Annotated in this window: 30 protein-coding genes; 25 read left to right on the forward strand and 5 right to left on the reverse strand. The window is 72.0% G+C overall.

What is annotated here, in order from left to right:
- Nucleotides 1–2: 2 nt before the first annotated feature.
- The 4 genes from ffh (at nt 3) to AB4Y78_RS00550 (ending at nt 4,253) form a co-directional block, all read left to right on the forward strand.
- Nucleotides 3–1,634, forward strand: coding sequence for a signal recognition particle protein (ffh, locus tag AB4Y78_RS00535; protein WP_259909095.1), 1,632 nt, complete (start codon nt 3–5; stop codon nt 1,632–1,634).
- A gap of 7 nt (nt 1,635–1,641) precedes the next feature.
- Nucleotides 1,642–2,442 (forward strand): alpha/beta fold hydrolase, encoded by an 801-nt coding sequence (locus AB4Y78_RS00540; protein WP_259909094.1) that lies wholly within the window; start codon nt 1,642–1,644, stop codon nt 2,440–2,442.
- Nucleotides 2,443–2,510: 68 nt separating this feature from the next.
- A complete protein-coding gene (locus AB4Y78_RS00545) occupies nt 2,511–3,155 on the forward strand; it encodes an SDR family oxidoreductase (protein ID WP_306511817.1) in 645 nt (214 codons plus the stop codon).
- Between the two features lie 9 nt (nt 3,156–3,164).
- A complete protein-coding gene (locus tag AB4Y78_RS00550; protein ID WP_265231464.1) occupies nt 3,165–4,253 on the forward strand; it encodes an amidohydrolase family protein in 1,089 nt (362 codons plus the stop codon).
- A 21-nt stretch (nt 4,254–4,274) separates the two neighbouring features.
- Here AB4Y78_RS00550 and AB4Y78_RS00555 read toward each other — a convergent pair whose 3' ends face one another.
- Complete coding sequence (locus AB4Y78_RS00555; protein WP_007927426.1) at nt 4,275–5,201, reverse strand: sulfite exporter TauE/SafE family protein; 927 nt, start codon at nt 5,199–5,201, stop codon at nt 4,275–4,277.
- 108 nt (nt 5,202–5,309) lie between these two features.
- Between AB4Y78_RS00555 and AB4Y78_RS00560 the strand changes: the two genes are divergently transcribed.
- The 5 genes from AB4Y78_RS00560 to trmD all read left to right on the forward strand — a co-directional run bounded on the left by AB4Y78_RS00560 (nt 5,310) and on the right by trmD (nt 8,581).
- Nucleotides 5,310–5,822, forward strand: coding sequence for an RrF2 family transcriptional regulator (locus tag AB4Y78_RS00560; RefSeq protein WP_306511819.1), 513 nt, complete (start codon nt 5,310–5,312; stop codon nt 5,820–5,822).
- A gap of 174 nt (nt 5,823–5,996) precedes the next feature.
- Nucleotides 5,997–6,494, forward strand: a complete 498-nt coding sequence (gene rpsP / locus AB4Y78_RS00565; RefSeq protein ID WP_259909103.1) for a 30S ribosomal protein S16 — start codon at nt 5,997–5,999, stop codon at nt 6,492–6,494.
- A gap of 1 nt (nt 6,495) precedes the next feature.
- Nucleotides 6,496–6,738: an RNA-binding protein gene (locus AB4Y78_RS00570; RefSeq protein ID WP_007927429.1), complete on the forward strand. Its 243-nt coding sequence runs from the start codon at nt 6,496–6,498 to the stop codon at nt 6,736–6,738.
- Between the two features lie 92 nt (nt 6,739–6,830).
- On the forward strand, nt 6,831–7,379 hold the full coding sequence (gene rimM, locus AB4Y78_RS00575; RefSeq protein WP_306511821.1) for a ribosome maturation factor RimM: 549 nt from the start codon (nt 6,831–6,833) through the stop codon (nt 7,377–7,379).
- Between the two features lie 2 nt (nt 7,380–7,381).
- Entirely contained in the window at nt 7,382–8,581 is a 1,200-nt protein-coding gene (trmD, locus tag AB4Y78_RS00580) for a tRNA (guanosine(37)-N1)-methyltransferase TrmD (RefSeq protein WP_441713845.1), read from the forward strand.
- Nucleotides 8,582–8,584: 3 nt separating this feature from the next.
- Here trmD and AB4Y78_RS00585 read toward each other — a convergent pair whose 3' ends face one another.
- Nucleotides 8,585–8,941: a hypothetical protein gene (locus AB4Y78_RS00585; RefSeq protein ID WP_282069795.1), complete on the reverse strand. Its 357-nt coding sequence runs from the start codon at nt 8,939–8,941 to the stop codon at nt 8,585–8,587.
- Between the two features lie 183 nt (nt 8,942–9,124).
- Here AB4Y78_RS00585 and rplS point away from each other — a divergent pair, with 183 nt between their 5' ends.
- From rplS to AB4Y78_RS00630, 9 genes are all read left to right on the forward strand, one after another.
- Entirely contained in the window at nt 9,125–9,481 is a 357-nt protein-coding gene (gene rplS / locus AB4Y78_RS00590) for a 50S ribosomal protein L19 (RefSeq protein ID WP_306511825.1), read from the forward strand.
- 34 nt (nt 9,482–9,515) lie between these two features.
- Nucleotides 9,516–10,199 (forward strand): signal peptidase I, encoded by a 684-nt coding sequence (gene lepB / locus AB4Y78_RS00595; protein ID WP_306511827.1) that lies wholly within the window; start codon nt 9,516–9,518, stop codon nt 10,197–10,199.
- 108 nt (nt 10,200–10,307) lie between these two features.
- Nucleotides 10,308–11,126: a signal peptidase I gene (gene lepB, locus AB4Y78_RS00600; RefSeq protein ID WP_306511829.1), complete on the forward strand. Its 819-nt coding sequence runs from the start codon at nt 10,308–10,310 to the stop codon at nt 11,124–11,126.
- Nucleotides 11,123–11,905 (forward strand): ribonuclease HII, encoded by a 783-nt coding sequence (locus AB4Y78_RS00605; protein WP_306511831.1) that lies wholly within the window; start codon nt 11,123–11,125, stop codon nt 11,903–11,905. Before lepB (AB4Y78_RS00600) ends, AB4Y78_RS00605 begins: the two co-directional genes overlap by 4 nt.
- The gene (locus AB4Y78_RS00610) at nt 11,902–12,216 is read left to right on the forward strand and encodes a DUF2469 domain-containing protein (protein ID WP_007927448.1); all 315 of its coding nucleotides are present in this window, start codon (nt 11,902–11,904) and stop codon (nt 12,214–12,216) included. Before AB4Y78_RS00605 ends, AB4Y78_RS00610 begins: the two co-directional genes overlap by 4 nt.
- Nucleotides 12,217–12,321: 105 nt before the next feature.
- A complete protein-coding gene (locus AB4Y78_RS00615) occupies nt 12,322–12,708 on the forward strand; it encodes a YraN family protein (protein ID WP_441713846.1) in 387 nt (128 codons plus the stop codon).
- Nucleotides 12,705–14,240: a YifB family Mg chelatase-like AAA ATPase gene (locus AB4Y78_RS00620; protein WP_441713847.1), complete on the forward strand. Its 1,536-nt coding sequence runs from the start codon at nt 12,705–12,707 to the stop codon at nt 14,238–14,240. The genes AB4Y78_RS00615 and AB4Y78_RS00620 overlap by 4 nt, the downstream gene beginning before the upstream one ends.
- A complete protein-coding gene (gene dprA, locus AB4Y78_RS00625; protein WP_441713848.1) occupies nt 14,237–15,424 on the forward strand; it encodes a DNA-processing protein DprA in 1,188 nt (395 codons plus the stop codon). The genes AB4Y78_RS00620 and dprA overlap by 4 nt, the downstream gene beginning before the upstream one ends.
- 45 nt (nt 15,425–15,469) lie before the next feature.
- Nucleotides 15,470–16,414: a tyrosine recombinase XerC gene (locus tag AB4Y78_RS00630; RefSeq protein ID WP_007927459.1), complete on the forward strand. Its 945-nt coding sequence runs from the start codon at nt 15,470–15,472 to the stop codon at nt 16,412–16,414.
- 7 nt (nt 16,415–16,421) lie between these two features.
- On the opposite strand, the gene AB4Y78_RS00635 is transcribed toward AB4Y78_RS00630, so the two are convergent.
- Both AB4Y78_RS00635 and AB4Y78_RS00640 read right to left on the reverse strand, forming a co-directional pair.
- Nucleotides 16,422–16,907 carry a murein hydrolase activator EnvC family protein gene (locus AB4Y78_RS00635; RefSeq protein ID WP_441713849.1) on the reverse strand — a complete coding sequence of 162 codons (486 nt, stop codon included), beginning with the start codon at nt 16,905–16,907 and terminating at the stop codon, nt 16,422–16,424.
- Between the two features lie 87 nt (nt 16,908–16,994).
- Entirely contained in the window at nt 16,995–18,143 is a 1,149-nt protein-coding gene (locus tag AB4Y78_RS00640) for a pyridoxal phosphate-dependent aminotransferase (RefSeq protein ID WP_007927461.1), read from the reverse strand.
- A gap of 219 nt (nt 18,144–18,362) precedes the next feature.
- Here AB4Y78_RS00640 and rpsB point away from each other — a divergent pair, with 219 nt between their 5' ends.
- Complete coding sequence (gene rpsB, locus AB4Y78_RS00645) at nt 18,363–19,256, forward strand: 30S ribosomal protein S2 (RefSeq protein WP_128277460.1); 894 nt, start codon at nt 18,363–18,365, stop codon at nt 19,254–19,256.
- 51 nt (nt 19,257–19,307) lie between these two features.
- Complete coding sequence (tsf, locus tag AB4Y78_RS00650; protein ID WP_007927464.1) at nt 19,308–20,135, forward strand: translation elongation factor Ts; 828 nt, start codon at nt 19,308–19,310, stop codon at nt 20,133–20,135.
- Between the two features lie 73 nt (nt 20,136–20,208).
- Here tsf and AB4Y78_RS00655 read toward each other — a convergent pair whose 3' ends face one another.
- Complete coding sequence (locus AB4Y78_RS00655) at nt 20,209–20,790, reverse strand: antibiotic biosynthesis monooxygenase (protein ID WP_441713850.1); 582 nt, start codon at nt 20,788–20,790, stop codon at nt 20,209–20,211.
- A gap of 230 nt (nt 20,791–21,020) precedes the next feature.
- Here AB4Y78_RS00655 and pyrH point away from each other — a divergent pair, with 230 nt between their 5' ends.
- The 5 genes from pyrH to AB4Y78_RS00680 all read left to right on the forward strand — a co-directional run bounded on the left by pyrH (nt 21,021) and on the right by AB4Y78_RS00680 (nt 24,186).
- Entirely contained in the window at nt 21,021–21,749 is a 729-nt protein-coding gene (gene pyrH, locus AB4Y78_RS00660) for a UMP kinase (protein ID WP_007927466.1), read from the forward strand.
- A gap of 76 nt (nt 21,750–21,825) precedes the next feature.
- Nucleotides 21,826–22,383 (forward strand): ribosome recycling factor, encoded by a 558-nt coding sequence (gene frr, locus AB4Y78_RS00665; protein ID WP_007927467.1) that lies wholly within the window; start codon nt 21,826–21,828, stop codon nt 22,381–22,383.
- 1 nt (nt 22,384) lies between these two features.
- Entirely contained in the window at nt 22,385–23,260 is an 876-nt protein-coding gene (locus AB4Y78_RS00670) for a phosphatidate cytidylyltransferase (protein WP_259909083.1), read from the forward strand.
- Nucleotides 23,261–23,505: 245 nt separating this feature from the next.
- Entirely contained in the window at nt 23,506–23,835 is a 330-nt protein-coding gene (locus AB4Y78_RS00675; protein WP_441713851.1) for a GmrSD restriction endonuclease domain-containing protein, read from the forward strand.
- Between the two features lie 33 nt (nt 23,836–23,868).
- Entirely contained in the window at nt 23,869–24,186 is a 318-nt protein-coding gene (locus AB4Y78_RS00680; protein ID WP_259909082.1) for a hypothetical protein, read from the forward strand.
- Nucleotides 24,187–24,200: the final 14 nt, after the last annotated feature.

Genomic DNA, 24,200 nt, shown 5'->3' on the forward strand with positions numbered 1-24,200 from the left:
GGGTGTTCACCAGCCTGTCCGACCGCCTGACCGCGACCTTCAAGAACCTCCGCGGCAAGGGGCGCCTGTCCGAGTCCGACGTCAACAAGACCGTCCGCGACATCCGGATGGCCCTCATCGACGCCGACGTCGCCCTGCCCGTCGTCAAGGAGTTCACCTCCGCCGTGCGCGAGCGCGCCACCGGCGCCGAGGTGAGTGGGGCCCTCAACCCGGCCCAGCAGGTCATCAAGATCGTCAACGAGGAGCTCGTGACGATCCTCGGCGGCAACACCCGAACGATCCAGTTCGCCAAGCGCCCGCCGACGGTCATCATGCTCGCCGGTCTCCAGGGCTCGGGCAAGACGACCTTCGCCGGCAAGCTCGGCGCCTGGCTCAAGGACCAGGGCCACACCCCGATCCTCGTCGCGGCAGACCTCCAGCGCCCCAATGCCGTCACCCAGCTCGAGGTGACCGGTCAGCGAGCCGGCGTCCCGGTCTTCGCTCCCGAGCGGGGCAACACCGGTGGGCACGACGCCGTCCTGGAGTCGGGGGAGGGCACCCGCTCCTTCGGTGACCCCGTCGCCGTGAGCCGCGCGGGCATCGCGCACGCCCAGTCGCAGATGCACGACGTCGTCATCGTCGACACCGCCGGCCGTCTCGCGGTCGACGCCGAGCTCATGCAGCAGGCCGCGGACATCCGGGCCGCCGTGCAGCCCGACGAGGTCCTCTTCGTCATCGACTCGATGATCGGTCAGGCCGCCGTCGAGACCGCACGGGCCTTCGCCGAAGGGGTCGACTTCACGGGTGTCGTGCTCTCGAAGCTCGACGGTGACGCCCGCGGTGGTGCGGCCCTGTCCGTCGCCGGCACGACGGGGCGGCCGATCATGTTCGCCTCCACGGGCGAGCAGACCAAGGACATCGAGGTCTTCCACCCCGACCGGATGGCCGGGCGCATCCTCGACATGGGAGACGTCCTCACGCTCATCGAGCAGGCCGAGCGCGCCTTCGAGCGCGGCCAGGCCGAGGAGATGCAGCGCAAGTTCCTCGCGGAGGAGGACTTCACCTTCGACGACTTCCTGCAGCAGATGTCCGCGATCAAGCGGATGGGCTCGCTGAAGTCGATGCTCAAGATGATGCCCGGCATGGGGCAGATGTCGGCGCAGCTCGACAACCTCGACGAGCGCGAGTTCGACCGGGTCGAAGCCATGGTCCGCTCGATGACCCCCTTCGAGCGGACGCACCCCAAGCAGATCAACGGCTCCCGCCGCTCGCGGATCGCCAAGGGCTCGGGCGTGACCGTCTCCGAGGTCAACCAGCTCCTCGAGCGCTTCACCGAGGCGCAGAAGATGATGAAGCAGCTCGCCCGGGGCGGTGGCATGCCGGGCATGCCCGGCGTCCCCGGCATGGGTGGCGGTGCGGGCCGCAAGAAGGGCAAGCAGCAGCAGAAGAAGAAGGGCAAGTCGGGCAACCCCGCCAAGCGCGCCCAGCAGGAGCGCGAGGCAGCCGAGCGCGCGGCCGGCGGGGGGCGCTCCGGGCCGGCGGGCTCGGCCTTCGGTGGCGGCCCCGCGGGCGGGGGCGCGGGCCTCGACCCCGCCGACCTCGACCCGGGCCAGCTGCCCAAGGGCTTCGAGAAGTTCCTGGGCGGCGGCAGCTGATCGACCGATGGATTCGCCGACGCTCCACGCGGTGACCTCGGGGACCTCCGGCCCCCGGGTCGCCTTCTGCCACGGGCTCTTCGGCCAGGGGCGCAACTGGACCCAGATCGCCAAGGGTCTGGCCGACATCAGCCGGCCGACCCTGCTCGACATGCCCGACCACGGACGGTCGCCGTGGACCGAGCGTTTCGACTACCCGACGGCCGCCGACATCGTCGCCGACAACCTGCGAGCGATCGACTCGGACGAGCCGTGGGTCGTCGTCGGGCACTCGATGGGCGGCAAGATCGCGATGCTCGTGGCCCTGCGCCACCCCGAGCTCGTCGACCGGCTGTGCGTCGTCGACATCTCGCCGGCCGCGACGACGAGCTTCAGCGAGTTCGAGACCTACATCGCCGCGATGCAGGCGATGGACCTCGGCAGCATCACCACCCGTGAGCAGGCCGACGCGGCGATGCGCGAGGCCGCACCCGATCCGGGGGTGCGGGCCTTCCTCCTGCAGAACCTGCGCCGGGAGGGCGACGGCTGGCGCTGGCAGCCCAACCTCGAGGTGATCGGCCGCGACATCGCCACCATCGGCGGCTGGCCCACCGACGAAGTGGCGGGTCTCGCCCCCTTCGACAAGACGGTGCTGTGGCTCGCCGGCGAGCGATCGCTGTACGTCACCGACGACGACCTCGCCGAGATGCGACGGCTCTTCCCCCGGGTGCGGCTCGTGACCGTCAAGGGTGTCGGGCACTGGGTGCACTCCGAGGCGCCCGAGGTGACGCTCCAGTCGCTGCGGGCGCTCATCACCTCGTCACGCTGACGCCGGAGTGTGATGGAGTAGAGGGGCCCGGCGGAGCTGCCGGGCACCCCGACCGAGAGGACCTGATCATGTCCCGCATCGTCGTCATCGGTGGCCACGGCAAGGTGGCCCTGCTGCTCACCCCGATCCTCGCCGAACTCGGGCACTCGGTGACCTCCGTCATCCGCAACCCCGATCACGCCGCCGACGTCGAGGCGGCAGGGGCGGCCCCGCACGTCGCCGATGTCGAGATGCTCGACACCGACGGCATCGCCGAGGTCCTCGCGGGCCACGACGCGGTCGTGTGGTCCGCCGGCGCCGGCGGGGGAGACCCCGAGCGCACCCGGGCCGTGGACCAGGACGCGGCGATCCGCTCGATGGAGGCCGCGCGACAGGCCGGCGTGCGGCGCTACGTCATGCTGAGCTATTGCGGTGCCGGGCCCGACCACGGCGTCGACCCGAGCAACCCCTTCCACGCATATGCCGAGGCCAAGGCCGCGGCAGACGAGCACCTGCGCGGCACCGACCTCGACTGGACCGTCCTCGGGCCGAGCAGCCTGACCCTTGACCCGCCGACCGGCAAGATCCAGATCGGCCGGGAGGGGAGCGGCCAGGTCTCGCGAGCCAATGTCGCCCGGGTCATCGCGGCGACGCTCGCCGCCAACGCGACTGTCGGGCGGACCATCGAGTTCCACGACGGGGAGACCCCGATCGACGAGGCGATCTCGGGCTAGCCTCGGGTCATGGCTGAAGTGCTGCACGTCAAGGGCGAGGTGCTGGTCTCCGAGCAGGAGAGCGTGCCCGAGCTGTGGATCATCGACGGCAAGATCTCCTTCTCACCGCCGACGAGCGGCGACGTCGAGACGATCACGGGCTACGTCCTGCCCGGCTTCGTCGACGCGCACTGCCACGTCGGGCTCGATGCGCACGGGGCGGTCGACGCCGCGACGAGCGAGACCCAGGCCGTGACCGACCGCGACGCCGGCACCCTGCTCATCCGTGACGCCGGCTCGCCGGCCGACACCCGCTGGATCGACGAGCGCGACGACCTGCCCAAGATCATCCGGGCCGGCCGTCACATCGCGCGGACCAAGCGCTACATCCGCAACTACGCGCACGAGGTCGAGCCCGAGCAGCTCGTCTCCCGGGTGCGCGCCGAGGCTCGCGCGGGTGACGGCTGGGTCAAGCTCGTCGGGGACTGGATCGACCGCGGGGTCGGTGACCTGGCCCCCTGCTGGCCGCGGGAGGTGCTCGTCGAGGCCATCGCGGCCGCCCACGAGGAGGGTGCCCGGGTCACCGCGCACTGCTTCGGCGAGGAGTCGCTCGCGGACTTCGCGGCGGCCGGCACCGACTGCATCGAGCACGCGACCGGCCTGATGCCGGAGACGATCTCCGCCTTCGCCGATCAGGGCATCGCGATCGTGCCGACCCTCGTCAACATCGAGACCTTCCCCAAGATCGCGGCACCCGCCGCGGAGAAGTTCCCCGACTACCACCGGCACATGCTCGAGCTGCACGAGCGGCGCTTCGAGACGGTCGCCGCCGCCCACGACGCGGGGATCGACGTCTACGTCGGTACCGATGCCGGCGGCTCCCTGCCGCACGGGCTCGTCGCCCAGGAGATGGAGCTGCTCACCCGAGCGGGCTTCAGCACCCGTGAGGCACTGGCCGCGGGCACCTGGCGCTCACGTGACTGGCTCGGTCACCCTGCCATCGCTGAAGGGGAGGACGCCGACCTCGTCGTCCTCGCCGACGACCCCCGTGAGGACGTGCGCGCCTGCGGCACGCCGACGCACGTCATCCTGCGGGGGGCCCGCGTCGGGGGGCGCTGACCCCCTTCGTCGCCCCGTCCCTCAGACGGGCTCGCCCACGAGCTCTCGCTCGTCGCTGTCGCGGGTTGCGGTCGCCTCGGCCGCCACCTCGGCCCGGTGGGCCCGCATGCTGTAGGCGACTGCGGCGATCCACACGGCCCACACGAGGCCGTAGACGACCCACTTCGCGGCGTCGTCGAGGGCGAGACCGCCCTTGCCCATGATGGTCTTGGAGTTGGTCAGGACGATGAGGCCACCGACGAGCGAGCCGAGGATCCGCGGGGGGATCGTGCGCACGAGCCAGGCGGCGATCGGCGCGGCGACCGCCCCGCCGATGAAGAGCATCGCGACCCAGGAGAAGTTGATGCCCTGGGAGCCGAGGGCGGCGAGGAAGCCGATGCTCGCGGCGACCGAGATGAGGAACTCGCTGGTGTCGATCGAGCCGATGACCTTGCGCGGCTCCATCCGGCCGCTGGCGAGGATCGCCGGGGTGCCGACCGGCCCCCAGCCGCCGCCGCCGGTCGCGTCGACGAAGCCGCCGAAGAGCCCGAGGGGAGCGAGGAAGCGCTTGCGCAGCGGGGTGCCGATACGGTCCTTGCGCAGCCCCTTGAAGGTGAAACGCAGCAGGACGTAGAGACCCAGCGCGAGCAGGATGCCCGACATGATCGGCTTGGCCGTCGAGGTGTCGAGGCTGGCGAGGAAGGTCGCGCCGGCGAAGGCGCCGACCGCCCCGGGGAGGCCGATCTTGAGCACGACCGGCCAGTCGACGTTGCCGAAGCGCCAGTGCGAGGCGCCGGAGACGAGCGTCGTGCCGATCTCGGCGAGGTGGACGGTGGCCGAGGCGGCGACGGGGTTGGTCCCGATCGCGAGCAGCAGCGTCGTCGTCGTGACGCCGTATGCCATGCCGAGCGATCCGTCGACGAGCTGGGCGAGCAGGCCGACGACGGCCAGGAGGACGAGCTTGCGCATACGGAGGACTCTTTCCGTGAGGAGTGTGCGGCGCTCCGTGGGGTATGTCCCACGTGATGAGCAGGAGTTTCACCGAACATCCTGTTATCGGTCAAGTAACGTCACGTTATGTCTCAGGTCGTGGTCACCACCCCCGGCCCCGCCCGCGATACTGAGGGCATGGATATCTCCGCCCGATCCGACTACGCGGTGCGCGCCATGCTCACCCTGGCCGCGGCCACTGACGGGGGCACGCCGGTCTCGGTCGTCCGGCTCGCCGCCGAGCAGGAGCTGCCGCGCAAGTTCCTCGAGGCGATCCTCGCCGACCTGCGCCGGGCCGAGCTCGTCGTCAGCAGGATGGGTGCCAGCGGTGGCTACCTCCTCGCCCGCCCGGCGACGCAGATCTCCGTGGGTGCGGTCATCCGGGCCGTCGACGGTCCGCTCGCCGAGGTGCGGGGGGAGCGCCCCCAGGCCATGACCTACGACGGCGCCGCCACCCACCTGCGGACGGTCTGGGTCGCCGTCCGCTCGAGCGTGCGCTCCGTCCTCGACGGGACGAGCCTCGCCGACGTGCTGAGCGGCGACTTCCCTGCCGCCGTCGAGGAGGCCCTCGCGGCCCCCGACGCCTGGGAAAACCGCTGAGGTCCTCCCTTCGTCCCGGTTTGGGCCGGGGAGGGGAGGCGTGGAACAATCCCCTCCGTACCCGTCCGCGCCGGGGATCTCTCCTGCGTGCGCCGGATGCCTACACCCCGAGCTCGATACCCCGTGCGAACCGCGCACGGTCTCGCCGTGCTCATGACTGAAGGGACCACGACCGTGGCCGTCAAGATTCGTCTCAAGCGGATGGGCAAGATCCGCGCTCCGTTCTACCGCGTCGTCGTCATGGACTCGCGCGCCAAGCGCGATGGCCGGGCCATCGAGGAGATCGGCAAGTACCACCCCACCGAGGAGCCCTCGCTCATCGACATCGACAGCGAGCGCGCGCAGTACTGGCTCTCCCAGGGCGCCCAGCCCACCGAGGCCGTCGCCGCGCTGCTCAAGGTCACCGGTGACTGGCAGAAGTTCAAGGGTGAGGCCGGCGCCGAGGGCACCCTCAAGGTCAAGGAGGCCAAGCCCTCCAAGAAGGACCTCTACGAGGCCGCGCTCGCCAACTCCGACAAGGAGGGCGCTGAGCACGAGGCCATCACCGCCAAGAAGAAGGCCGACAAGAAGGCTGCGGACGACAAGGCCGCCGCCGAGAAGGCCGAGGCCGAGGCTGCTGCCGAGGCTCCCGCCGAGGAGACCCCGGCCGAGGCCGAGACCACCGAGGCCTGAGATGCTCGACGAGGCGCTCGAGCATCTGGTCACCGGCATCGTCGACCACAAGGACGACGTCGTCGTGCGCAGCAAGAACCTGCGTCGCGGTCAGATCCTCGAGGTGCGCGTGCACCCCGACGACCTGGGTCGCGTCATCGGTCGCTCCGGCCGCACGGCGTCTGCCCTCCGCACAGTGCTCGGCGCCCTCTCGGGCGGCGACAACGTGCGGATCGACATCGTCGACACCGACCGCGAGCGCTGAGCCCGGCGCTCCACGTCCGGCTGATGGCCGTCCTCCCCTCGGGGAGGGCGGCCATTCGCCATACCGGGCCCCGGATACATAGGTTGTCCCGCATGGCATCTCCTGACGGTCACGTCGTCGCCCGCATCGGCAAGCCCCACGCGCTGCGTGGCGAGGTCACCGTCCAGCTGCACACGGACGACCCGGAGTCCCGCCTCGTGCCCGGCACCGTCTTCGACACCCGCGCGCAGCCCGGGTCGGGCGTGCCCCGTCAGCTGACGCTCGCGACGACCCGCGTGCACCGGGGGATCTGGCTGCTCGGCTTCGAGGAGATCCCCGACCGCACCGGCGCCGAGTCCCTCCGCGGCACCCGGCTCGTGCTCGCCGCCGACCAGCCGGACCCGTCCGAGGACGACGAAGGGTGGTACGAGGAGGATCTCGTCGGGCTCACCGCCGTCGACCCCACCGGCACGGTGGTGGGCGAGGTCGTCGCCCTCGAGCTCGGCGCCGCCCAGGACCGGCTGCGGCTGCGGCGACCGGACGGCGGCGAGACGCTCGTCCCCTTCGTCGAGGCGATCGTCCCCGAGGTCGACCCGCAGGCCGGCCGGCTCGTCGTCGACGCACCCCCCGGCCTGCTCGACCTCGACGCGGCAGGAGAGTGACCGTGCGCATCGACGCCGTCTCGATCTTCCCCGACTACCTCGCCGCCCTCGACATCTCGCTCATCGGCAAGGCCCGCCGCGAGGGTCTGATCGACCTGCGCGTGCACGACCTGCGCGACCACGCGCACGACCGTCACCGCACCGTCGACGACACCCCGTACGGCGGGGGAGCGGGCATGGTCATGAAGGCGCAACCGTGGAGCGAGGCGCTCGAGCACGTCCTCGCCTCCGCCGACGAGACGAGCGGACCGGCCCCGATCCTCGTCGTCCCGGGGCCGGGCGGGGAGCGCTTCACGCAGGCGACGGCGCGAGAGCTGGCGCAGGCGCCTTGGCTGGCCTTCGCCTGCGGCCGCTACGAAGGGATCGACGAGCGGGTCTACGAGTGGGCCGCCGAGCGGATGCCCGTGCGGGTCATCTCGCTCGGCGACTACGTGCTCAACGGTGGCGAGGTCGCCGTCCTCGCGATGGTCGAGGCCATCGGCCGGCTCCTGCCGGGCGTGGTCGGCAATGGCGAGTCCCTCGTCGAGGAGTCGCACGAAGGGGGCCTGCTCGAGTACCCCATCTACACCAAGCCGTCGGTGTGGACCGATGGTGACGGCGTGGAGCGGGCCGTGCCCGAGGTGCTCCTCGGTGGCAACCACGCGGCCGTCGCCGCGTGGCGGCACGAGCAGCGTCTGGCCCGCACCGCGGCCCGCCGCCCCGACCTGCTCCACGTCGCGGCGACGACCTCTGATCTCGCCGGGCTCGAGCACTCGGTCGCCACCCGGGCCGACGCCGCCGAGCTGACCGTGCTGCAGAAGGCCTGCTGGATCGAGATGATCACCCCGGAGCAGCACTGGTGGGGAGCCCCGGCGGAGGACGCCGCCGCGGTCGCGGCCGCCCTCGAGCACTGGACGACCCACCTCTTCCGGAGCGAAGGCCGGCTCGTCGGGTCGGTCCGGGTACGTCGCGACCCGCAGGAGCCGACGACCTGGCAGATCGGGCGGCTGATGATCGCCCCCGACCTGCAGGGGCGCGGCCTCGGTCGCGCGCTGCTCGCCCATGCCGAGGCCCTCGCCCCGAGCGACGTGACGACGCTGTGGCTCAACACCGGCGCCGACCAGGAGCGTCTGCTGCGGCTGTTCAAGAAGGCCGGCTACCGGGTGCGCGGTCCCGGCGAGGGCCCGGGGACGGTCGACCTCAGCCGACCCGTCCGTCGCTGAGGCTCACGCGCACTGGGGCAACCACACGCGCAGCCCGACCTCCAGCAGTGCCGTCACGCCGAGGACCAGCAGGAGCCAGGTCCACCCCGTGGCGCGGTGGGCCAGGGACAGCAGAGCTGCGGGGATCGCGATGAGCAGGACGACGACGGGCAGGCCCTGGAGCAGTAGCGGGCCGAGGAGATCGGTGCCGGTGCACGCCGCACCGAGCCGGTCGAGCTCGAGCAGCCCCCGCAGCCGGGAGGTGAGCACGGCGGCAGCGGGTGCGACGAGCAGCAGGGTGAGCAGGCCGCCGACCGGGTGCCAGTGGTGCTCGCCGGTCGATCGGGGACGACGATGGGCCCCGGCACGATTTCTGGTCACGCGCTCCCCTCTGGCAGAATCGGACATCGCGCTCAACGACACCGCCCCTGCCACAGGGGGAGTGCCGAGACGAGCCCGCCAGCACGGCGGACCGACCCACAGCACGCGGCGGTGGGCGCGACACCTCACACACTACTGACGAGGGCGGACGGCCTGTGGCGTCCGCAGGAAGCGACAAGCGCCATGCAGCGTTTCGACGAGATCGACAAGGCGTCCCTGCGGGACGACATCCCCGAGTTCCGCGCCGGTGACACGGTCAAGGTCCACGTCAAGGTCATCGAGGGCAACCGCTCCCGTGTCCAGGTCTTCCAGGGCGTCGTCATCCGCCGCCACGGCGGTGGCATCGGCGAGACCTTCACCGTCCGCAAGGTCTCCTTCGGTGTCGGCGTCGAGCGGACCTTCCCGCTCCACACCCCGGTCATCGAGAAGATCGAGGTCGCGACCCGCGGTGACGTCCGCCGCGCGAAGCTGTACTACCTGCGCAACCTGCGCGGCAAGGCCGCTCGCATCCGCGAGCGTCGCGAGACGCCCGCGAACTGACCGCTGCCGCCCAGCGGGCCGTAGGCTGACCCCGATGTCGACCGAGCCCGCCCAGGACGCCAACGCCTCGACCCCCGCCGGAGACCCGGCGGGGGTCGACGTGCGTCCCGCCCGCCGCATCCTGCTGGAGATCGGCGTGGCGGTGCTGCTCGTCATGCTCCTGCGCATCTTCGTCATGGAGTCCTTCCACGTGCCGAGCGGGTCGATGGCTCCGACGATCCAACCCGGTGACCGGGTCGTCGTGACGAAGATCGGGGCCTCGCACGTCGAGCGCGGCGACGTCATCGTCTTCGACGGGACGACGACCTTCGCGGCGGGGGACCGCACCCCCTTCGCCTCCGACGGCCTCATCGGCCGCACCCTGTCGTCGATCGCCTCGACCCTGTCCATCGACCTCGGAGAGCAGGACTTCCTCAAGCGGGTCGCCGGGGTCGGGGGCGACCGGGTCTCGTGCACGCCGAAGGGGGGACTGGTCGTCAACGGCTCGCCGGTCGACGAGCCGTGGCTGGCGCCGGGCACGACAGCCTGTGACACCCCCTTCGACGTCAAGGTGCCGCAGGGGCGCCTCTTCGTGCTCGGGGACAACCGCAGCGACTCGGCCGACTCCCGCAGCCACCTCGGGGACCCCGGCGGGGGCATGGTGCCGGTCGACGACGTCGTCGGCCACGTGTCGTGGCGCTACTGGCCCCTCGACCGCATCGGCGGGCTGGGGCACTGAGCCCCCAGGGCGGACACGACCCGCTCGCTGACGACCGCGGCCGCGCGGAGCACGCATACTGGACCGGATGACGCCCCGACCTGCTGGGCGCGCAAGAGGAAGAGACCCGTGGCACACGATCCCGATTCGGCGCACGCCGAGGCCGAGGGCGAGGAAAAGGACCGCGCCCGCGAGGAGCGTGCGCGCGACGAGCGGGGGATGGGCGCCCGTCTCGGCGCGGCCGTCCGCGAGCTCGTCGTCGTCCTGGCCATGGCCCTGACGCTGTCCTTCATCGTCAAGTCCTTCCTCGTCCAGGCCTTCTTCATCCCGAGCGAGTCGATGCAGGACACGCTGCTCGTCGGGGACCGGGTCGTCGTCTCCAAGCTCACCCCCGGGCCCTTCGACCTCGAGCGAGGGGACATCGTCGTCTTCGAGGACCCCGGCGACTGGCTCAGCCCGACCCCCGAGGCCAGCCGTGGCCCGGTGCTCGACGGGGTCCGTGACGCCCTGATGTTCGTCGGCCTGCTGCCGGACACCTCCGAGGGCCACCTCATCAAGCGGGTCATCGGGCTGCCGGGCGACCGGGTCCAGTGCTGTGACGCCGAGGGGCGGCTGCTCCTCAACGGCGAGCCGATCGACGAGACGCCCTATCTCAAGCCCGGTGTCAGCGCCAGCGACATCGAGTTCGACATCACCGTCCCCGAGGGGCGCATGTGGGTCATGGGTGACAACCGCAGCGACTCCTCGGACTCGCGCTTCCACGACCCCGGCGGCACGGGCGCCAAGGGGTCGGTACCGCTCGACCTCGTCGTCGGCAAGGCGGTCGTGACCGTGTGGCCCTTCGACCGGATGTCCGGCCTGTCCGGGCACGACGAGGTCTTCACCGACGTGCGGGCACCGGGCACCCACTCGCTGGCACCGCCCGGGCGCGAGCCGCACACCTCGTGACGACCCGGCGCCGCACACCGCGCTCCGGTCGGCCCAGCCTGCGCGTCGAGCGGGAGCTGCAGCGGGCCGGTCACCGGGTGCTCGCCGGCATGGACGAGGTGGGCCGGGGGGCGCTCGCCGGCCCGGTCAGCGTCGGCGTGGTCGTCATCGACGAGACCTGCCGCAGCGCGCCAGCCGGCGTGCGCGACTCCAAGCTGCTCACCCCGGCGGCCCGCGTCGCCATGGTGCCGCGCCTGCGGCGCTGGGCCGTGGGCCACGCGGTCGGGCACGCCTCGCCCGCAGAGATCGACGAGATCGGGATCATCGCTGCGCTGCGCCTCGCGGGGCAGCGGGCGCTCGGGCAGATCGACGTCGTCCCCGACCTCGTCCTGCTCGACGGCAACCACGACTGGCTGACCGACCCGCAGGAGGTCGGCCTGCTCGCCGAGATCGTCGGTGGGGCGTCGACACCGCCGGTGCGCACGATGATCAAGGCCGACATGCGCTGCAGCTCGGTCGCTGCCGCGAGCGTGCTGGCCAAGGTGGAGCGCGATGCCCACATGGTCGATCTCGACCATGAGCACCCGCACTACGGCTGGGCGGACAACAAGGGTTACTCGGCGAGCGCCCACCTCGATGCGCTCGCGGTGCACGGGGCGAGCGAGCAGCACCGACGCTCGTGGTCCCTGCCCGGGGTGACCCCGCTGCCGGCCGCCGCACACGTAGGGGATGATGAGGAACGACCGGGCGGGGACCGTGGGCTCCTCGCCGGCACGACGAGCGAAGGGAGGTCCCGGTGAGCTCGGAGGACCTGGAAAAGTACGAGACCGAGATGGAGCTGGCGCTCTATCGCGAGTACCGCGACGTCGTGCACCTCTTCAGCCACGTCGTCGAGACCGAGCGGCGCTTCTACCTCGCCAACAGCGTCGACGTGAAGGTCCGCGGCGAGGGGGCCGAGGTGTACTTCGAGGTGACCATGCAGGACGCGTGGGTGTGGGACATCTACCGTCCGGCGCGCTTTGCCAAGCAGGTGCGGGTCGTCACCTTCAAGGACGTCAACGTCGAGGAGCTCGCCAAGTCCGAGCTCGAGATGCCTGACGGCGGCTTCTAGCCCGTCCACAGCCCCGCCCCGGGCGAAGGGGGTGTCCACAGACCGTCGACGGGTCCGCCACGGGTCCCCGCTCCCACCTTGACTGGGTGCCGGAGGTGGTCGGACATGACCCGGTCGGGGACGAGTGAGCAGCCCACGAGGGCGCGCATCGGAGCAGAGGGCGAGGCCTTCGCGGAGCGCTATCTCACGGGCAGAGGCATGCGGGTGCTGGACCGCAACTGGCGGTGCAGCTCAGGTGAGATCGACCTCGTGCTGCTCGACGGCGACGTCGTCGTCGTGTGCGAGGTCAAGACGCGGCGCAGCAAGGCCTTCGGCGAGCCGATCGAGGCGATCACCCGGGCCAAGCTGGCCCGGCTGCGTCGACTCGCCGGTCGCTGGCTGGCCGAGCACGCGGTCTCCTGCGGTGGGGTGCGCCTCGACGTCGTCGCGCTCCACCTCGACCCCGCGACCGAGACCTACCGGGTGCGCCACGTCGCGGGGGCAGGGCTGTGAGCGTCGGGGTGACGCGGGGCGTGGCCCTGCGCGGGGTGAGCGGGCACCTCGTCGACATCGAGTGCCACGTCGGTCGGGGGCTGCCGGCCTTCGACATCAGCGGGTTGCCCGACACGGCGCTGCGCCAGGCTGCGCAGCGGGTGCGGGCCGCTGCGCTCTCCGCGGAGGTCTCGCTCAACGCGCGACAGCTCACCTTCAACCTGTCACCCGCCTCCCTGCCCAAGCACGGCACCGGCTTCGACCTGGGCCTCGTCGTCGCGGCGCTCACGGCCTGCGGGGAGCTGCCGGCCGAGCCCGTCCGGCCGGTCGTCCACCTCGCCGAGCTGGGCCTCGACGGACGGCTGCGGCACGTCGCGGGAGTCCTCCCCGGAGTGCTGGCCGCCCAGGGGGCCGGCTGCGAGCACGTCGTCGTCGCCCCCGACGACGTGGGGGAGGCCCGCCTCGTCGACGGGGTGCGGGTCTCGACGGCGCAGACCCTCGCGGAGCTCGTCGCGGCCTACCGGTGCGTGCCGCGCGGTGGGCGTCTGACCGAGGCGGATGGGGAGCCGGCGGCCGCGCCACCGGCGGGTCGGCGTCGGCTGGACCTCGCCGACGTGTCCGGGCAGCACGAGGCGCGGGCGGCTCTCCTCCTGGCGGCGGCGGGTGGTCACCACATGCTGCTCAACGGCCCACCGGGGTCGGGCAAGACGATGCTCGCCGAGCGTCTCGTGACGATCCTGCCCCTGCTCACCCGGGAGCAGGCCCTCGAGTCCCTCGCCGTGCGGTCGGTCGTCGGCGCCATGCCGACGGGGATCGACCTCGTGCCTCCCTTCGTCGCACCGCACCACTCGGCGAGCGTCGCGGCACTCGTCGGCGGGGGCTCTGGGGCGGTCCTGCCCGGGGCGGTCTCGCAGGCGCACCACGGAGTGCTCTTCCTCGACGAGGCGGCCGAGTTCGGTGGGGCGGTCCTCCAGGCGCTGCGCCAGCCGCTGGAGTCCGGCCGGATCGTCGTCTCCCGCGCTCGCGAGCAGGTGACCTACCCGGCCCGGGTGCAGCTCGTGCTCGCGGCGAACCCCTGTCCCTGCGGCGAGGGGTACGGCAAGGGGCTGTCCTGCCGGTGCCGACCCACCGAGCGGCGGGCCTACGCCGCCCGCCTGAGCGGACCACTGCTCGACCGGGTCGACATCCAGGTCCAGGTGCCCAAGGTGAGCCTGGCGGACCTCACCGAGGCGCCGCCGGACTCGAGCGCCGCGGTCGCGGAGCGCGTCCTCGCGGCGCGGGAGGCCCAGGCCCGTCGTTGGGGGCCGCAGGGATGGACGCTCAACAGCCAGGTGCCCGGCCCCTTCCTGCGGCGGGCGCCCTGGCGGCTGCCGTCGAGCACGACAGCGATGCTCGACCGGGCGCTGGACCTGGGGCAGGTGACCGTGCGCGGCTACGACCGGGTCCTCCGACTGGCCTGGACGAGCGCCGACGTCAACGGACGAGCGACGCCGAGTCCGACCGACGTGGGGCTGGCGCTGATGTACCGCACCCAGGGGGCGGTGGCCGCATGAGTCGCTCGAGGGGTGCCGCGCCCACGGCGGCCGAGGCAGCTCGCGCCCATGCCCAGGTGGGGACGGACGAGCGGCGGGCCCGGGTCGCCTGGAGCCGGGTCCTCGAAAATCGCCGCGAACGAGCCAGCGACGTGTTGCCCGCACTGCTCTTCGAGGTCATCTCCCTGGGCCACGTCGAGGCCTGGCACCGCCTCGTCGACGGGGACCTGCCCAAGTGCGCGAGTGCCCGCGCCCACGTCGCAGGCGTCGACATCGACGCCGAGCTCGACCGGGTCGAGCGCGTCGGGGCCCGGGTCGTCGTCCCCGGCGACGCGGACTGGCCGGAGTCGCTCTCGCACCCCCTCGTCTCCCCGCACCTGCTGCACGTGCGTGGTCATGCCTGCCTCGCGGACCTCGTCACCCGGTCGGTGGCCGTCGTCGGCTCACGGGCGAGCACCGGCTACGGCGAGGCGATCGCCCGTGAGCTCGGCGCCGGTCTGGCCGGTCGAGGGTGGACCGTCGTGTCCGGGGCCGCCTACGGCATCGACGCCGCGTCCCACCAGGGGGCACTCACGGGCGACGGGCCCGCGATCGCGGTGCTCCCGTGCGGCCCGGAGCGCGCCTACCCCGAGGGCAACCGCCGGCTCGTCGACGCCGTCGCGGAGCGCGGGGTCGTCATCACCGAGCTCGCGACGGGCACGGTGGCGATGCGGCACCGGTTCCTCGCCCGCAATCGGATCATCGCGGCCCTGTCGGGTGCCACGGTCGTCGTGGAGGCGGGGCTGCGGTCCGGGTCGCGCAACACGGCGGGGTGGGCGGAGGCGCTCGGGCGCCCCGTCGGGGCGGTGCCCGGGCCGGTGACGCAGATGTCGTCGGCCGGCTGCCACGAGCTCATCCAGAAGGGCCGAGCTGCCCTCGTCACGGACACCGACGACGTCCTCGCGATTGCGGCTCGGGTCGGAGAGGCCGCCGACCAGCCCGACGAGCTGCTCGGGCCGGGGCGTCCGCTGGACGCGCTGACGCCACCACAGCGACGCATCCACGACGTCCTCACCCGCAGGTCTGGCCGAGGGGTCGGCGCGGTGGCCCACGAGCTCGTCCTCCCGGTCGACGAGGTCCTCGCACAGCTGTCGGTCCTCGCGCTCGAGGGCTGGGTCGAACAGACCGACGACGGCGGTTGGGTGCGCGGAGCCGGACCCGGGTGAGGGTCGCTGCCTCGTGGTCGGCACGCTGCGTGGCACGGTGGTGGGGTGAGCAGGCAACCGATCGACTCCGCGCCGGCCCCGCCTGACTGGGCGCTCGAGTGCATCGAGGCCTTCGTCGGCCACCTCGAGCGTGAGCGGGACCGCTCCGCGCACACGATCCGGGCCTACGCAGGCGACGTGCGGGCCTGTCTCGCATGGTGCGCGGCAGACGGTGCCGACGATCTGGGCGACGTCACGCTGCAGCAGCTGCGCGCCTGGCTCGGTGAGCTGTCCGCCGGTGGCGCGGCCCGGGCGACGCTCTCCCGACGCTCCGCCGCGGTGCGCACCTTCTTCGCCTGGGCGCGACGCAGTGGTCGGGTGGAGGCCGACCCCGCGCTGCGGCTCACCTCGCCGAAACGGCAGCGCACCCTGCCCGACGTGCTGAGCCGCGAGAGCGCGACCGCCGTGCTCGACGTCGCGGCGGTCGCGGCCGACGACGACGACCCGATCCACCTGCGCAACCGGGCCGTGCTCGAGCTGCTCTACGCCACCGGGATCCGGGTCAGCGAGCTCACCGGGCTCGACGTCGACGACGTGGACCGCTCGCGGCGCGTCGTCCGGGTGCTCGGCAAGGGGCGCAAGGAACGGACCGTGCCCTACGGCGCCCCCGCGGACGCGGCCCTGGGGGAGTGGCTCGAGCGGGGACGCCCCCGGGTGGTCGTCGACGGTTCGGGCCCGGCGCTCTTCCTCGGGCGCCGTGGTCGTCGTGTCGACCCTCGTCAGGTGCGCGAGGTCGTGCACGGCCTGCTCGCCCACGTGCCCGACGCCCCGGACATCGGTCCGCACGGGTTGCGCCACTCCGCCGCGACCCACCTGCTCGAGGGCGGCGCTGACCTGCGCATGGTGCAGGAGCTGCTGGGGCACTCCTCGCTCGCCACGACGCAGATCTACACCCACGTCTCCCTCGACCGGCTGCGTCGCAGCTACGAGCAGGCGCACCCCCGCGCCTGAGCGGCCGTCACGCCACCGGCAGCAGCACGACCCGCCGGGCCCCGAAGAAGCCCATGGGGTCGAGGTAGGTGTCATCGCGCTTGGCGCCCAGGTGCAGGCAGGTGGCGGGCTCGCAGTGCCCGGGCTCGGGACCGACCCGGCCGATCTCCTCACCTCGGTGGACCCGATCACCCACGGTGAGGGAAGAGTCCACGGGCTCGTACGTGCTGCGGACACCGTCGCCGTGCGTGATGCTCACCGTCCCGCGGCCGGCGATCCGACCGCGATGGGTGACGACGCCGTCGTCGACGGAGGTGACGGGGTCGCCCTTCGACGCCGCGAGGTCGATGCCGCGATGGCCCGCCCCCCACCGCTCCTCGGGGGCATCGAAGGGAGCCGCCACCACCGGGCGTCCACCGTCGCCGACCGGCCAGGACCACATCGCCCGCGGCGGCGGCGCCGGCCCGACGAGGGCTCCGGCGGCGAGGAGGGCGACGACGGGGACGGTGCTCATGACGGGGAGCGTGGCCGTTGTCGGGCCGTGGTGCCGGCTCCGGCCCGCAGCGGTGGACGGTGACCGCGGGCCGGGGCCGCCTGTGGATCACGCGGCCAGGCGCTGACAGGCCTCGCGCAGGAGCGACTCGTGCTTGCAGCAGGCGAAGCGCACGAGCGAGGCCGTCGGTGCCGGGTCGTCGCAGAAGACGGAGACCGGCACGGCGGCCACCCCCGCGGACTCGGGCAGCCGCAGGCACCACTCGAGAGCGTCGGTCACGCCGAGCGGCGCGGCATCGGCGACGACGAAGTAGGTGCCCTGGGAGGGCCGCACCTCGAGCCCGGCCGACCGCAGACCGTCGACGAGCAGGTCGTGTCGGGCCCGCAACGACTCGCGCAGCGCGTCGAGGGGCGCCGGCCCCAGACGCAGCGCGTGCGCCACCGCGTGCTGGAGGGGAGAGGCCGTCGTGAAGGTCAGGTACTGCTTGACGACCCGAGCGGCCCGCACGAGGTGCGCGGGCCCGCTGACCCAGCCGACCTTCCACCCCGTGACGGAGAAGAACTTGCCGGCGGAGCCGATCGTCAGCGTCCGCTCGGCCATGCCCGGCAGGGTGGCGATCGGGATGTGCGGCACCCCGAAGGTCAGGTGCTCGTAGACCTCGTCGCTCACGACCCACGCGTCGTGCCGACGCGCGAGCTCGGCGACCATCTCGAGCTCGGCCCGGTCGAGGACCTTGCCCGTCGGGTTGTGCGGGCTGTTGAGCAGCACGACCCTGGTCCGGGGGCTGAAGGCGCGGGCGAGGGCCGCGGGGTCGATCGTCAGGTCGGGCAGCCGCAGCGGCACCGTCCGCTTGACCCCGCCGGCGAGCGCGATGACGGCCGAGTAGCTGTCGTACGAGGGCTCGAGCACGACGACCTCGTCACCCGGCTCGAGCAGGCCGAGGAGCGACGCGGCGATCGCCTCGGTCGCGCCCGAGGTCACGAGCACCTCGTCCGCCGGGTCGAGTCGAAGGGAGTGGTGGCGGGCCTGGTGCTCGGCGACCGCCTCGCGCAGGGCCGGGATGCCGATCGACGGCGGGTACTGGTTGTGGCCCGCGTCGATCGCGTGCTTCGCGGCCTCGAGCACCTCGGCGGGGCCGTCGGTGTCGGGGAAGCCCTGCCCGAGGTTGATCGCGTCGTGCTCGACCGCGAGGGCCGACATCGTCGCGAAGATCGTCTCGGCGTGCGGCTCCATGCGGGCGACGAGGGGTGCGCTCATGTCGGGCAGGCTACGCCGCCGGACGATTTCCTCCCTTCGCCCCGCGGCCGTAGGATGGGGTGCACATCCAGTGTGTCTGGATGAATTCGCGTGTTCCTCGCCGGGTGACGAGTCCGACTCTGAATCCGGGGCACACCACGGCAGTCCCGACCTCGGTCGGGCGGGGTCGTGCCGGAGCACCAGGACAACAACTGACAACCTATGAGAGAGGACTTCGGCATGGCCGTCGTCACGATGCGCCAGCTCCTCGAGAGCGGCGTCCACTTCGGGCACCAGACCCGTCGCTGGAACCCCAAGATGAAGCGCTTCATCATGACCGAGCGCAATGGCATCTACATCATCGACCTGCAGCAGTCGCTGACCTACATCAACGACGCGTACGAGTTCGTCAAGCAGACCGTGTCGCACGGCGGCACGATCCTCTTCGTCGGCACGAAGAAGCAGGCCCAGGAGCCGATCGCCGAGCAGGCGACGCGCGTCGGGATGCCCTACGTCAACCACCGCTGGCTCGGTGGCATGCTCACCAACTTCCAGACGATCTCCAAGCGCCTCACCCGGCTCAAGGAGCTCGAGGAGCTCGACTTCGACACCGTGGCCGGTTCGGGCTACACGAAGAAGGAGCTGCTCATCCTCCGTCGTGAGAAGGACAAGCTCGACAAGACCCTCGGCGGCATCCGCAACATGTCGAAGGTCCCCTCCGCCGTGTGGATCGTCGACACCAAGAAGGAGCACCTCGCGGTCGACGAGGCGCGCAAGCTGGGCCTGCCGGTCATCGCGATCCTCGACACCAACTGCGACCCCGACGAGGTCGACTACAAGATCCCCGGCAACGACGACGCGATCCGCTCCGTCACGCTGCTGACCCGCGTCGTCGCCGATGCGGTCGCCGACGGCCTGATGGCCCGCGGTGGCGGCAAGTCCGGTGCGGACGCCTCCGCCGAGGCCGAGCCGATGGCCGAGTGGGAGCGCGAGCTCCTCGCCGGTGAGGCCGCTGCCGAGGCTCCGGCCGCTGCCGAGGCCCCCGCCGCTGCTGAGGCTCCGGCTGCTGCCGAGGCCCCCGCCGCCGAGGCCGCCCCGGAAGCTCCGGCCGCCGAGGCCGCCCCCGAGGCCTGAGCCTCCACTCACCGACCACCGTCACACCTCACGAAGGAGAACGGGACACACATGGCGAACTACACCGCCGCTGACATCAAGGAGCTGCGCGAGCGCACCGGCGCCGGCATGCTCGACGTGAAGAAGGCGCTCGACGAGGCCGAGGGCGACAAGTCCAAGGCCCAGGAGCTGCTGCGCATCAAGGGCCTCAAGGGCGTCACCAAGCGCGAGGGACGCACGACCTCCAACGGTCTGGTCGTCGCCAAGGCCGAGGCCGGCGTCGGCACGCTCGTCGAGGTCCTCTGCGAGACTGACTTCGTCGCCAAGGGCGAGAAGTTCGGCGCCCTCGCGGACGAGGTCCTCGCCGCGGCCGTCGCGGCCAAGGCCACCGACGCGGAGTCCCTGCTGGCTGCCCCCGCCGGGGACAAGACCGTCAAGGACCTCCTCGACGACGCCAACGCCACCATCGGCGAGAAGATCGAGGTCAAGCGGGTCGCCCGCGTCGAGGCCCCCAACGTCTCGGCGTACCTGCACAAGACCAGCCCTGACCTGCCGGCCCAGATCGGTGTCCTCCTGGGCACCGAGGGTGGCGACGACCAGGTGGCCCGTGACGTCGCGATGCACATCGCCGCGTTCAGCCCCAACGTCCTCACCCGCGACGAGATCGACGCCGACGTCGTCGCCAACGAGCGTCGCATCGCCGAGGAGACGGCCAAGGAGGAGGGCAAGCCCGAGGCTGCCCTGCCCAAGATCGTCGAGGGCCGGGTCAACGGCTTCTTCAAGGAAAACGTCCTGCTCGACCAGCCCTTCGCCAAGGACTCCAAGAAGTCCGTCGGCAAGGTCCTCGAGGAGGCCGGTGCGAGCGCCACGCAGTTCGCGCGCTTCCGCGTCGGTTCCTGACGAACCCCGCACCACGCCGAAGGGCGCCGCACCCCATCCGGGGGCGGCGCCCTTCGTCATGCTCGTCGCCAGATCACGGCGAGCGCCGCGGCTGGGTCCACGGCAGGAAGAGCCGTGTGACGAAGGGGAGGAAGACGTACGTCATCCACGGGATGGCGATGGCGCAGGTGAGCAGCACGCGGCCCCAGGCCGGCCACCCCTCGGTCACCACGGCGAGCACGTAGGTGAGCACCAGGCTCGTGGGGAAGAAGGCGCAGAAGATGACGACCATCTGCTTCCACCGCGGCGGGGCGGGCGGGGCGATGTCGCCGCCGGTCACCTCGTGCGGCTCGTCGAACCACCCTTCGATGCCCGTGCGCGACTCCATCCGGGTCGTCTCGACGAGGCGGGTGGCGGCGCCGAGCCAGCGGGCCCGCTCGTGGGACTGCTGCCAGTGCTCGAGGGCGTCGGCATCGGCGAAGCGGTAGAGCATGTGCCACTGCTCGGACCCGGGCGAAGGGCGCACCCAGCCCGAGCCGAGGAAGCCGGGGAAGCGCCGGGCGAGGTTGGTGCCCGCGTCGGCCCAGACCTGCATGAGGGCGTCGTCCTCGGGGCGGACGGTACGGGTGATCGAGACGGTGACGGGGGCCGACCGGTCGGCGGGTGCGGTGCTCACGACGGGCAAGGATAGGTGCTCAGGCGGGCGGGCGGAGCGCCTCGAGCACGACCCGCAGGGGGTGGTCGGCGGTGGCGCCGGCCAAGGTGCGGACGACGCCAGTGACCCCGCGGTCACTTGACAAGTGGAGAGCAACTGTCAAGCAGTCGGTGCGACTCGGGCGAGTTCCTCGGTGGGGCCGGACCTGTGGAAGGATCGGGCGAACCCGCACGCGACCCAGGGAGCACCACGTGACCGAGCAGACCACCCCCCAGGCCGACCGCAGGGTCCTCCTCAAGCTCTCCGGCGAAGCCTTCGGTGGCGGCAAGGTCGGGCTGAGCCCCGACGTCGTGCGGGGGATCGCCGAACAGATCGCCGTGGCCGTCCGTGAGGGCATCCAGGTCGCGATCGTCGTCGGGGGTGGCAACTTCTTCCGCGGCGCCGAGCTGCAGGAGCAGGGCATGGACCGCAGCCGCGCCGACTACATGGGCATGCTCGGCACGGTGATGAACTGCCTGGCGCTGCAGGACTTCCTCGAGCACGCCGGCGTCGACACCCGCGTGCAGACGGCGATCACCATGGGTCAGGTCGCCGAGGCCTACATCCCGCGCCGGGCGATCCGCCACCTCGAAAAGGGCCGAGTCGTCATCTTCGGTGCGGGGGCCGGCATGCCCTTCTTCTCCACCGACACGGTGAGCGCCCAGCGCGCCCTGGAGATCAAGTGCGACGCGGTGCTCATGTCCAAGAACGGCGTCGACGGGGTCTACGACTCCGACCCGCGGACCAACCCGGACGCCCGCAAGCTCGACCGGGTGACCTACGAGGAGGCCATCCAGCAGAACCTCAAGGTCGTCGACGCCGCGGCCTTCAGCCTCTGCCGCGAAAACCGCCTCCCGATGGTCGTCTTCGGCATGGAGGGTCCGGGCAATGTCACCCGCGCCCTGCTCGGCGAGCCCATCGGCACCGTCGTCACGGCCTGAGTGAGAGACTGACCCCAGACCACCGCGGCCCAGCCGCACGCGAGGCCCCCGGGGCCGGAGAAGGAGACGGACGCACATGATCGAGGACGCACTGCTCGAGGCCGAGGACAAGATGGGCAAGGCCATCGAGGTGGCCAAGGACAACTTCGCCGGCATCCGCACCGGTCGCGTCAACCCGGGCCTCTTCAGCGGGGTCATGGTCGACTACTACGGGTCCCCGACGCCGCTGCAGCAGCTGGCCTCCTTCCAGACCCCCGAGGCCCGCACCCTGCTCATCACCCCCTTCGACAAGTCCTCGATGGGCGCGATCGAGAGTGCCCTGCGCGACTCCGACCTCGGCGCCAACCCGAGCAACGACGGCACCGTCATCCGGGTGACGATGCCCGAGCTGACCGCCGAGCGTCGCAAGGAGTACATCAAGCTGGCCCACTCGCAGGGCGAGGACGCCAAGGTCTCGATCCGCCACGTCCGTCGCGCCGCCAAGGACACGATCGACAAGCTCGTCAAGGACGGCGAGGTCGGCGAGGACGAGGGCACCCGCGGTGAAAAGGACCTCGACGCCCTGACGAAGAAGTACGTCGAGACCGTCGACACCCTCCTCAAGGCCAAGGAAGCCGAGCTCTCCGAGGTCTGATGTGACCGAACCCCAGCCCGCCACCCGGCGCGCCATCAGGGCGGCTGCGCCCGCCGCCGCAGGTCCGTCGAGCCGGGCGGGTCGTAACCTGCCCGTCGCCATCGCCTCTGGCGTCGTCCTCGGCGCCGGCGCGGCCGGCGCCCTGGTGGCGCACCCGGTGGCCTTCGTCGTCGTCATCTGCGTCGCCATGGTCATCGCGGTCTGGGAGATGCGGCAGGCCCTGAGCGAAGGGGGGCTCTTCGCCCCCTTCGCCCCGGTGGCCATCGGTGCGGTGAGCATGATCGTCGCCGCCTACGTCCGTGGGGCCGAGGCGCTCGTCTTCGCGGCGGCGCTCACGCTCGTGGCCACGCTCGTGTGGCGGGTGGCCGACGGGCTCTCCGGGGCCGTGCGTGACGTCGGCGCCGGCGCGCTGATCCTGCTCTACCCGTGCCTCCTGGCCGGCTTCGCCGCGATGATGCTCGCCGAGCCGCAGGGGCAGTGGCGGATCTTCGTCTTCATCATCATCACCATCGCCTCCGACATCGGCGGCTATGCCTTCGGGGTCCTGCTCGGCAAGCACCCGATGGCGCCGAAGCTGTCCCCGAAGAAGTCCTGGGAGGGTTTCGCCGGGTCGGTCATCTCGTGCGCGCTCGTCGGGGCGATCGCGATCCCGCTCACCCTCGACGGTCCCTGGTGGCAGGGTGCCGTGCTCGGCGCCCTCGTCGCCCCGGTCGCGACGATCGGTGACCTCATCGAGTCCAGCCTCAAGCGCAACCTCGGGATCAAGGACATGTCCAACATCATCCCGGGCCACGGCGGCCTGATGGACCGGCTCGACTCGCTCGTGCTCGTCGTGCCGCTCGTGTGGGTGGCGCTGCGGGTCATCGCGCCCCACTGATCTGGTAGATCCCTGACGAGGCCCCCGGCCGGGCCTGACCGCGTGTTCACCCGCGGTCCCACAGGTCGCCCTAGCGTCGCTCGGGCCCCGAGGGCGTCGAGCTGGCTGATCGCGGTGGCCGTGGACGGGATGCCGGGAGGTGCGGCGGTGGCCGACGCCGCCGGCCAGCACGAGCGAGGTGGCTGCGGTGGCGGCGAGGAGGGAGCAGGTGGCGCGCAGGCGCATGGCGGGTCCTTGGCGGTCGGGTGCCGTCGGGGGACTGGTACAGCGAGTACGACGGCGCGTCCTTCACCGACGGCAGCGACCTCGACATCGACCACGTCGTCCCGCTCGCCGAGGCCTGGCGCTCGGGCGCGGACTCGTGGTCGGCCCAGGAGCGCGAGGACTTCGCCAACGACCTCGATGTCCGCAGCTCATCGCGGTCTCGGCCTCGTCCAACCGGTCGAAGGGGGACCAGGACCCCTCGTCGTGGTGGCCCACTCGCACCGCCTACCAGTGCACCTACGCGAAGATGTGGGTGGCGACGAAGTACCGCTGGGGCCCAGCCCTGCAGTCCGCGGAGAAGACGGCGCTGAGCACCCGACTCGAGAGCTGCTGAGGAGACCACCGTGCCCACGAGCACCTTCACCACCCGCGCCGGCGTCGCCACCCGTGAGGTCGGCACGATCACCGGTCGCGTCGAGCTCGAGACGACCGAGCGCGACGGCCGGGTCGCGAACCGCATCCGCTACGAGGGTGCTCAGGAGTGGTACCACCTCGTCGACGAGCCGAGCATCGGTAGTGCCGAGGCCGTGCACGTCGCCCTCGTCGGCGCCCTCTCCGGGCCGGACGAGTCCCCGGCGCCCGACGAGGCGGCCCACAGCGAGGGCGAAGGGCGGGACGCCGCCGATCCCGCGGCGGGCAGCTTTGGCGGGGCACGCTCCTGACCTGAGAGACTGGG

The sequence above is a fragment of the Janibacter sp. RAF52 genome, assembly GCF_052114035.1.
Lineage (GTDB): Bacteria > Actinomycetota > Actinomycetes > Actinomycetales > Dermatophilaceae > Janibacter > Janibacter hoylei.

What these genes read in the sequence shown, in the direction of transcription:
- AB4Y78_RS00540 (WP_259909094.1), top strand. Translation starts at nt 1,642, where the DNA reads ATGGATTCGCCGACGCTCCACGCGGTGACCTCGGGGACCTCCGGCCCC.
- AB4Y78_RS00545 (WP_306511817.1), top strand. Translation starts at nt 2,511, where the DNA reads ATGTCCCGCATCGTCGTCATCGGTGGCCACGGCAAGGTGGCCCTGCTG.
- AB4Y78_RS00550 (WP_265231464.1), top strand. Translation starts at nt 3,165, where the DNA reads ATGGCTGAAGTGCTGCACGTCAAGGGCGAGGTGCTGGTCTCCGAGCAG.
- AB4Y78_RS00555 (WP_007927426.1), bottom strand. Translation starts at nt 5,201, where the DNA reads ATGCGCAAGCTCGTCCTCCTGGCCGTCGTCGGCCTGCTCGCCCAGCTC.
- AB4Y78_RS00560 (WP_306511819.1), top strand. Translation starts at nt 5,310, where the DNA reads ATGTCTCAGGTCGTGGTCACCACCCCCGGCCCCGCCCGCGATACTGAG.
- AB4Y78_RS00570 (WP_007927429.1), top strand. Translation starts at nt 6,496, where the DNA reads ATGCTCGACGAGGCGCTCGAGCATCTGGTCACCGGCATCGTCGACCAC.
- rimM (WP_306511821.1), top strand. Translation starts at nt 6,831, where the DNA reads ATGGCATCTCCTGACGGTCACGTCGTCGCCCGCATCGGCAAGCCCCAC.
- rplS (WP_306511825.1), top strand. Translation starts at nt 9,125, where the DNA reads ATGCAGCGTTTCGACGAGATCGACAAGGCGTCCCTGCGGGACGACATC.
- lepB (WP_306511827.1), top strand. Translation starts at nt 9,516, where the DNA reads ATGTCGACCGAGCCCGCCCAGGACGCCAACGCCTCGACCCCCGCCGGA.
- AB4Y78_RS00615 (WP_441713846.1), top strand. Translation starts at nt 12,322, where the DNA reads ATGACCCGGTCGGGGACGAGTGAGCAGCCCACGAGGGCGCGCATCGGA.
- dprA (WP_441713848.1), top strand. Translation starts at nt 14,237, where the DNA reads ATGAGTCGCTCGAGGGGTGCCGCGCCCACGGCGGCCGAGGCAGCTCGC.
- AB4Y78_RS00635 (WP_441713849.1), bottom strand. Translation starts at nt 16,907, where the DNA reads ATGAGCACCGTCCCCGTCGTCGCCCTCCTCGCCGCCGGAGCCCTCGTC.
- AB4Y78_RS00640 (WP_007927461.1), bottom strand. Translation starts at nt 18,143, where the DNA reads ATGAGCGCACCCCTCGTCGCCCGCATGGAGCCGCACGCCGAGACGATC.
- rpsB (WP_128277460.1), top strand. Translation starts at nt 18,363, where the DNA reads ATGGCCGTCGTCACGATGCGCCAGCTCCTCGAGAGCGGCGTCCACTTC.
- tsf (WP_007927464.1), top strand. Translation starts at nt 19,308, where the DNA reads ATGGCGAACTACACCGCCGCTGACATCAAGGAGCTGCGCGAGCGCACC.
- frr (WP_007927467.1), top strand. Translation starts at nt 21,826, where the DNA reads ATGATCGAGGACGCACTGCTCGAGGCCGAGGACAAGATGGGCAAGGCC.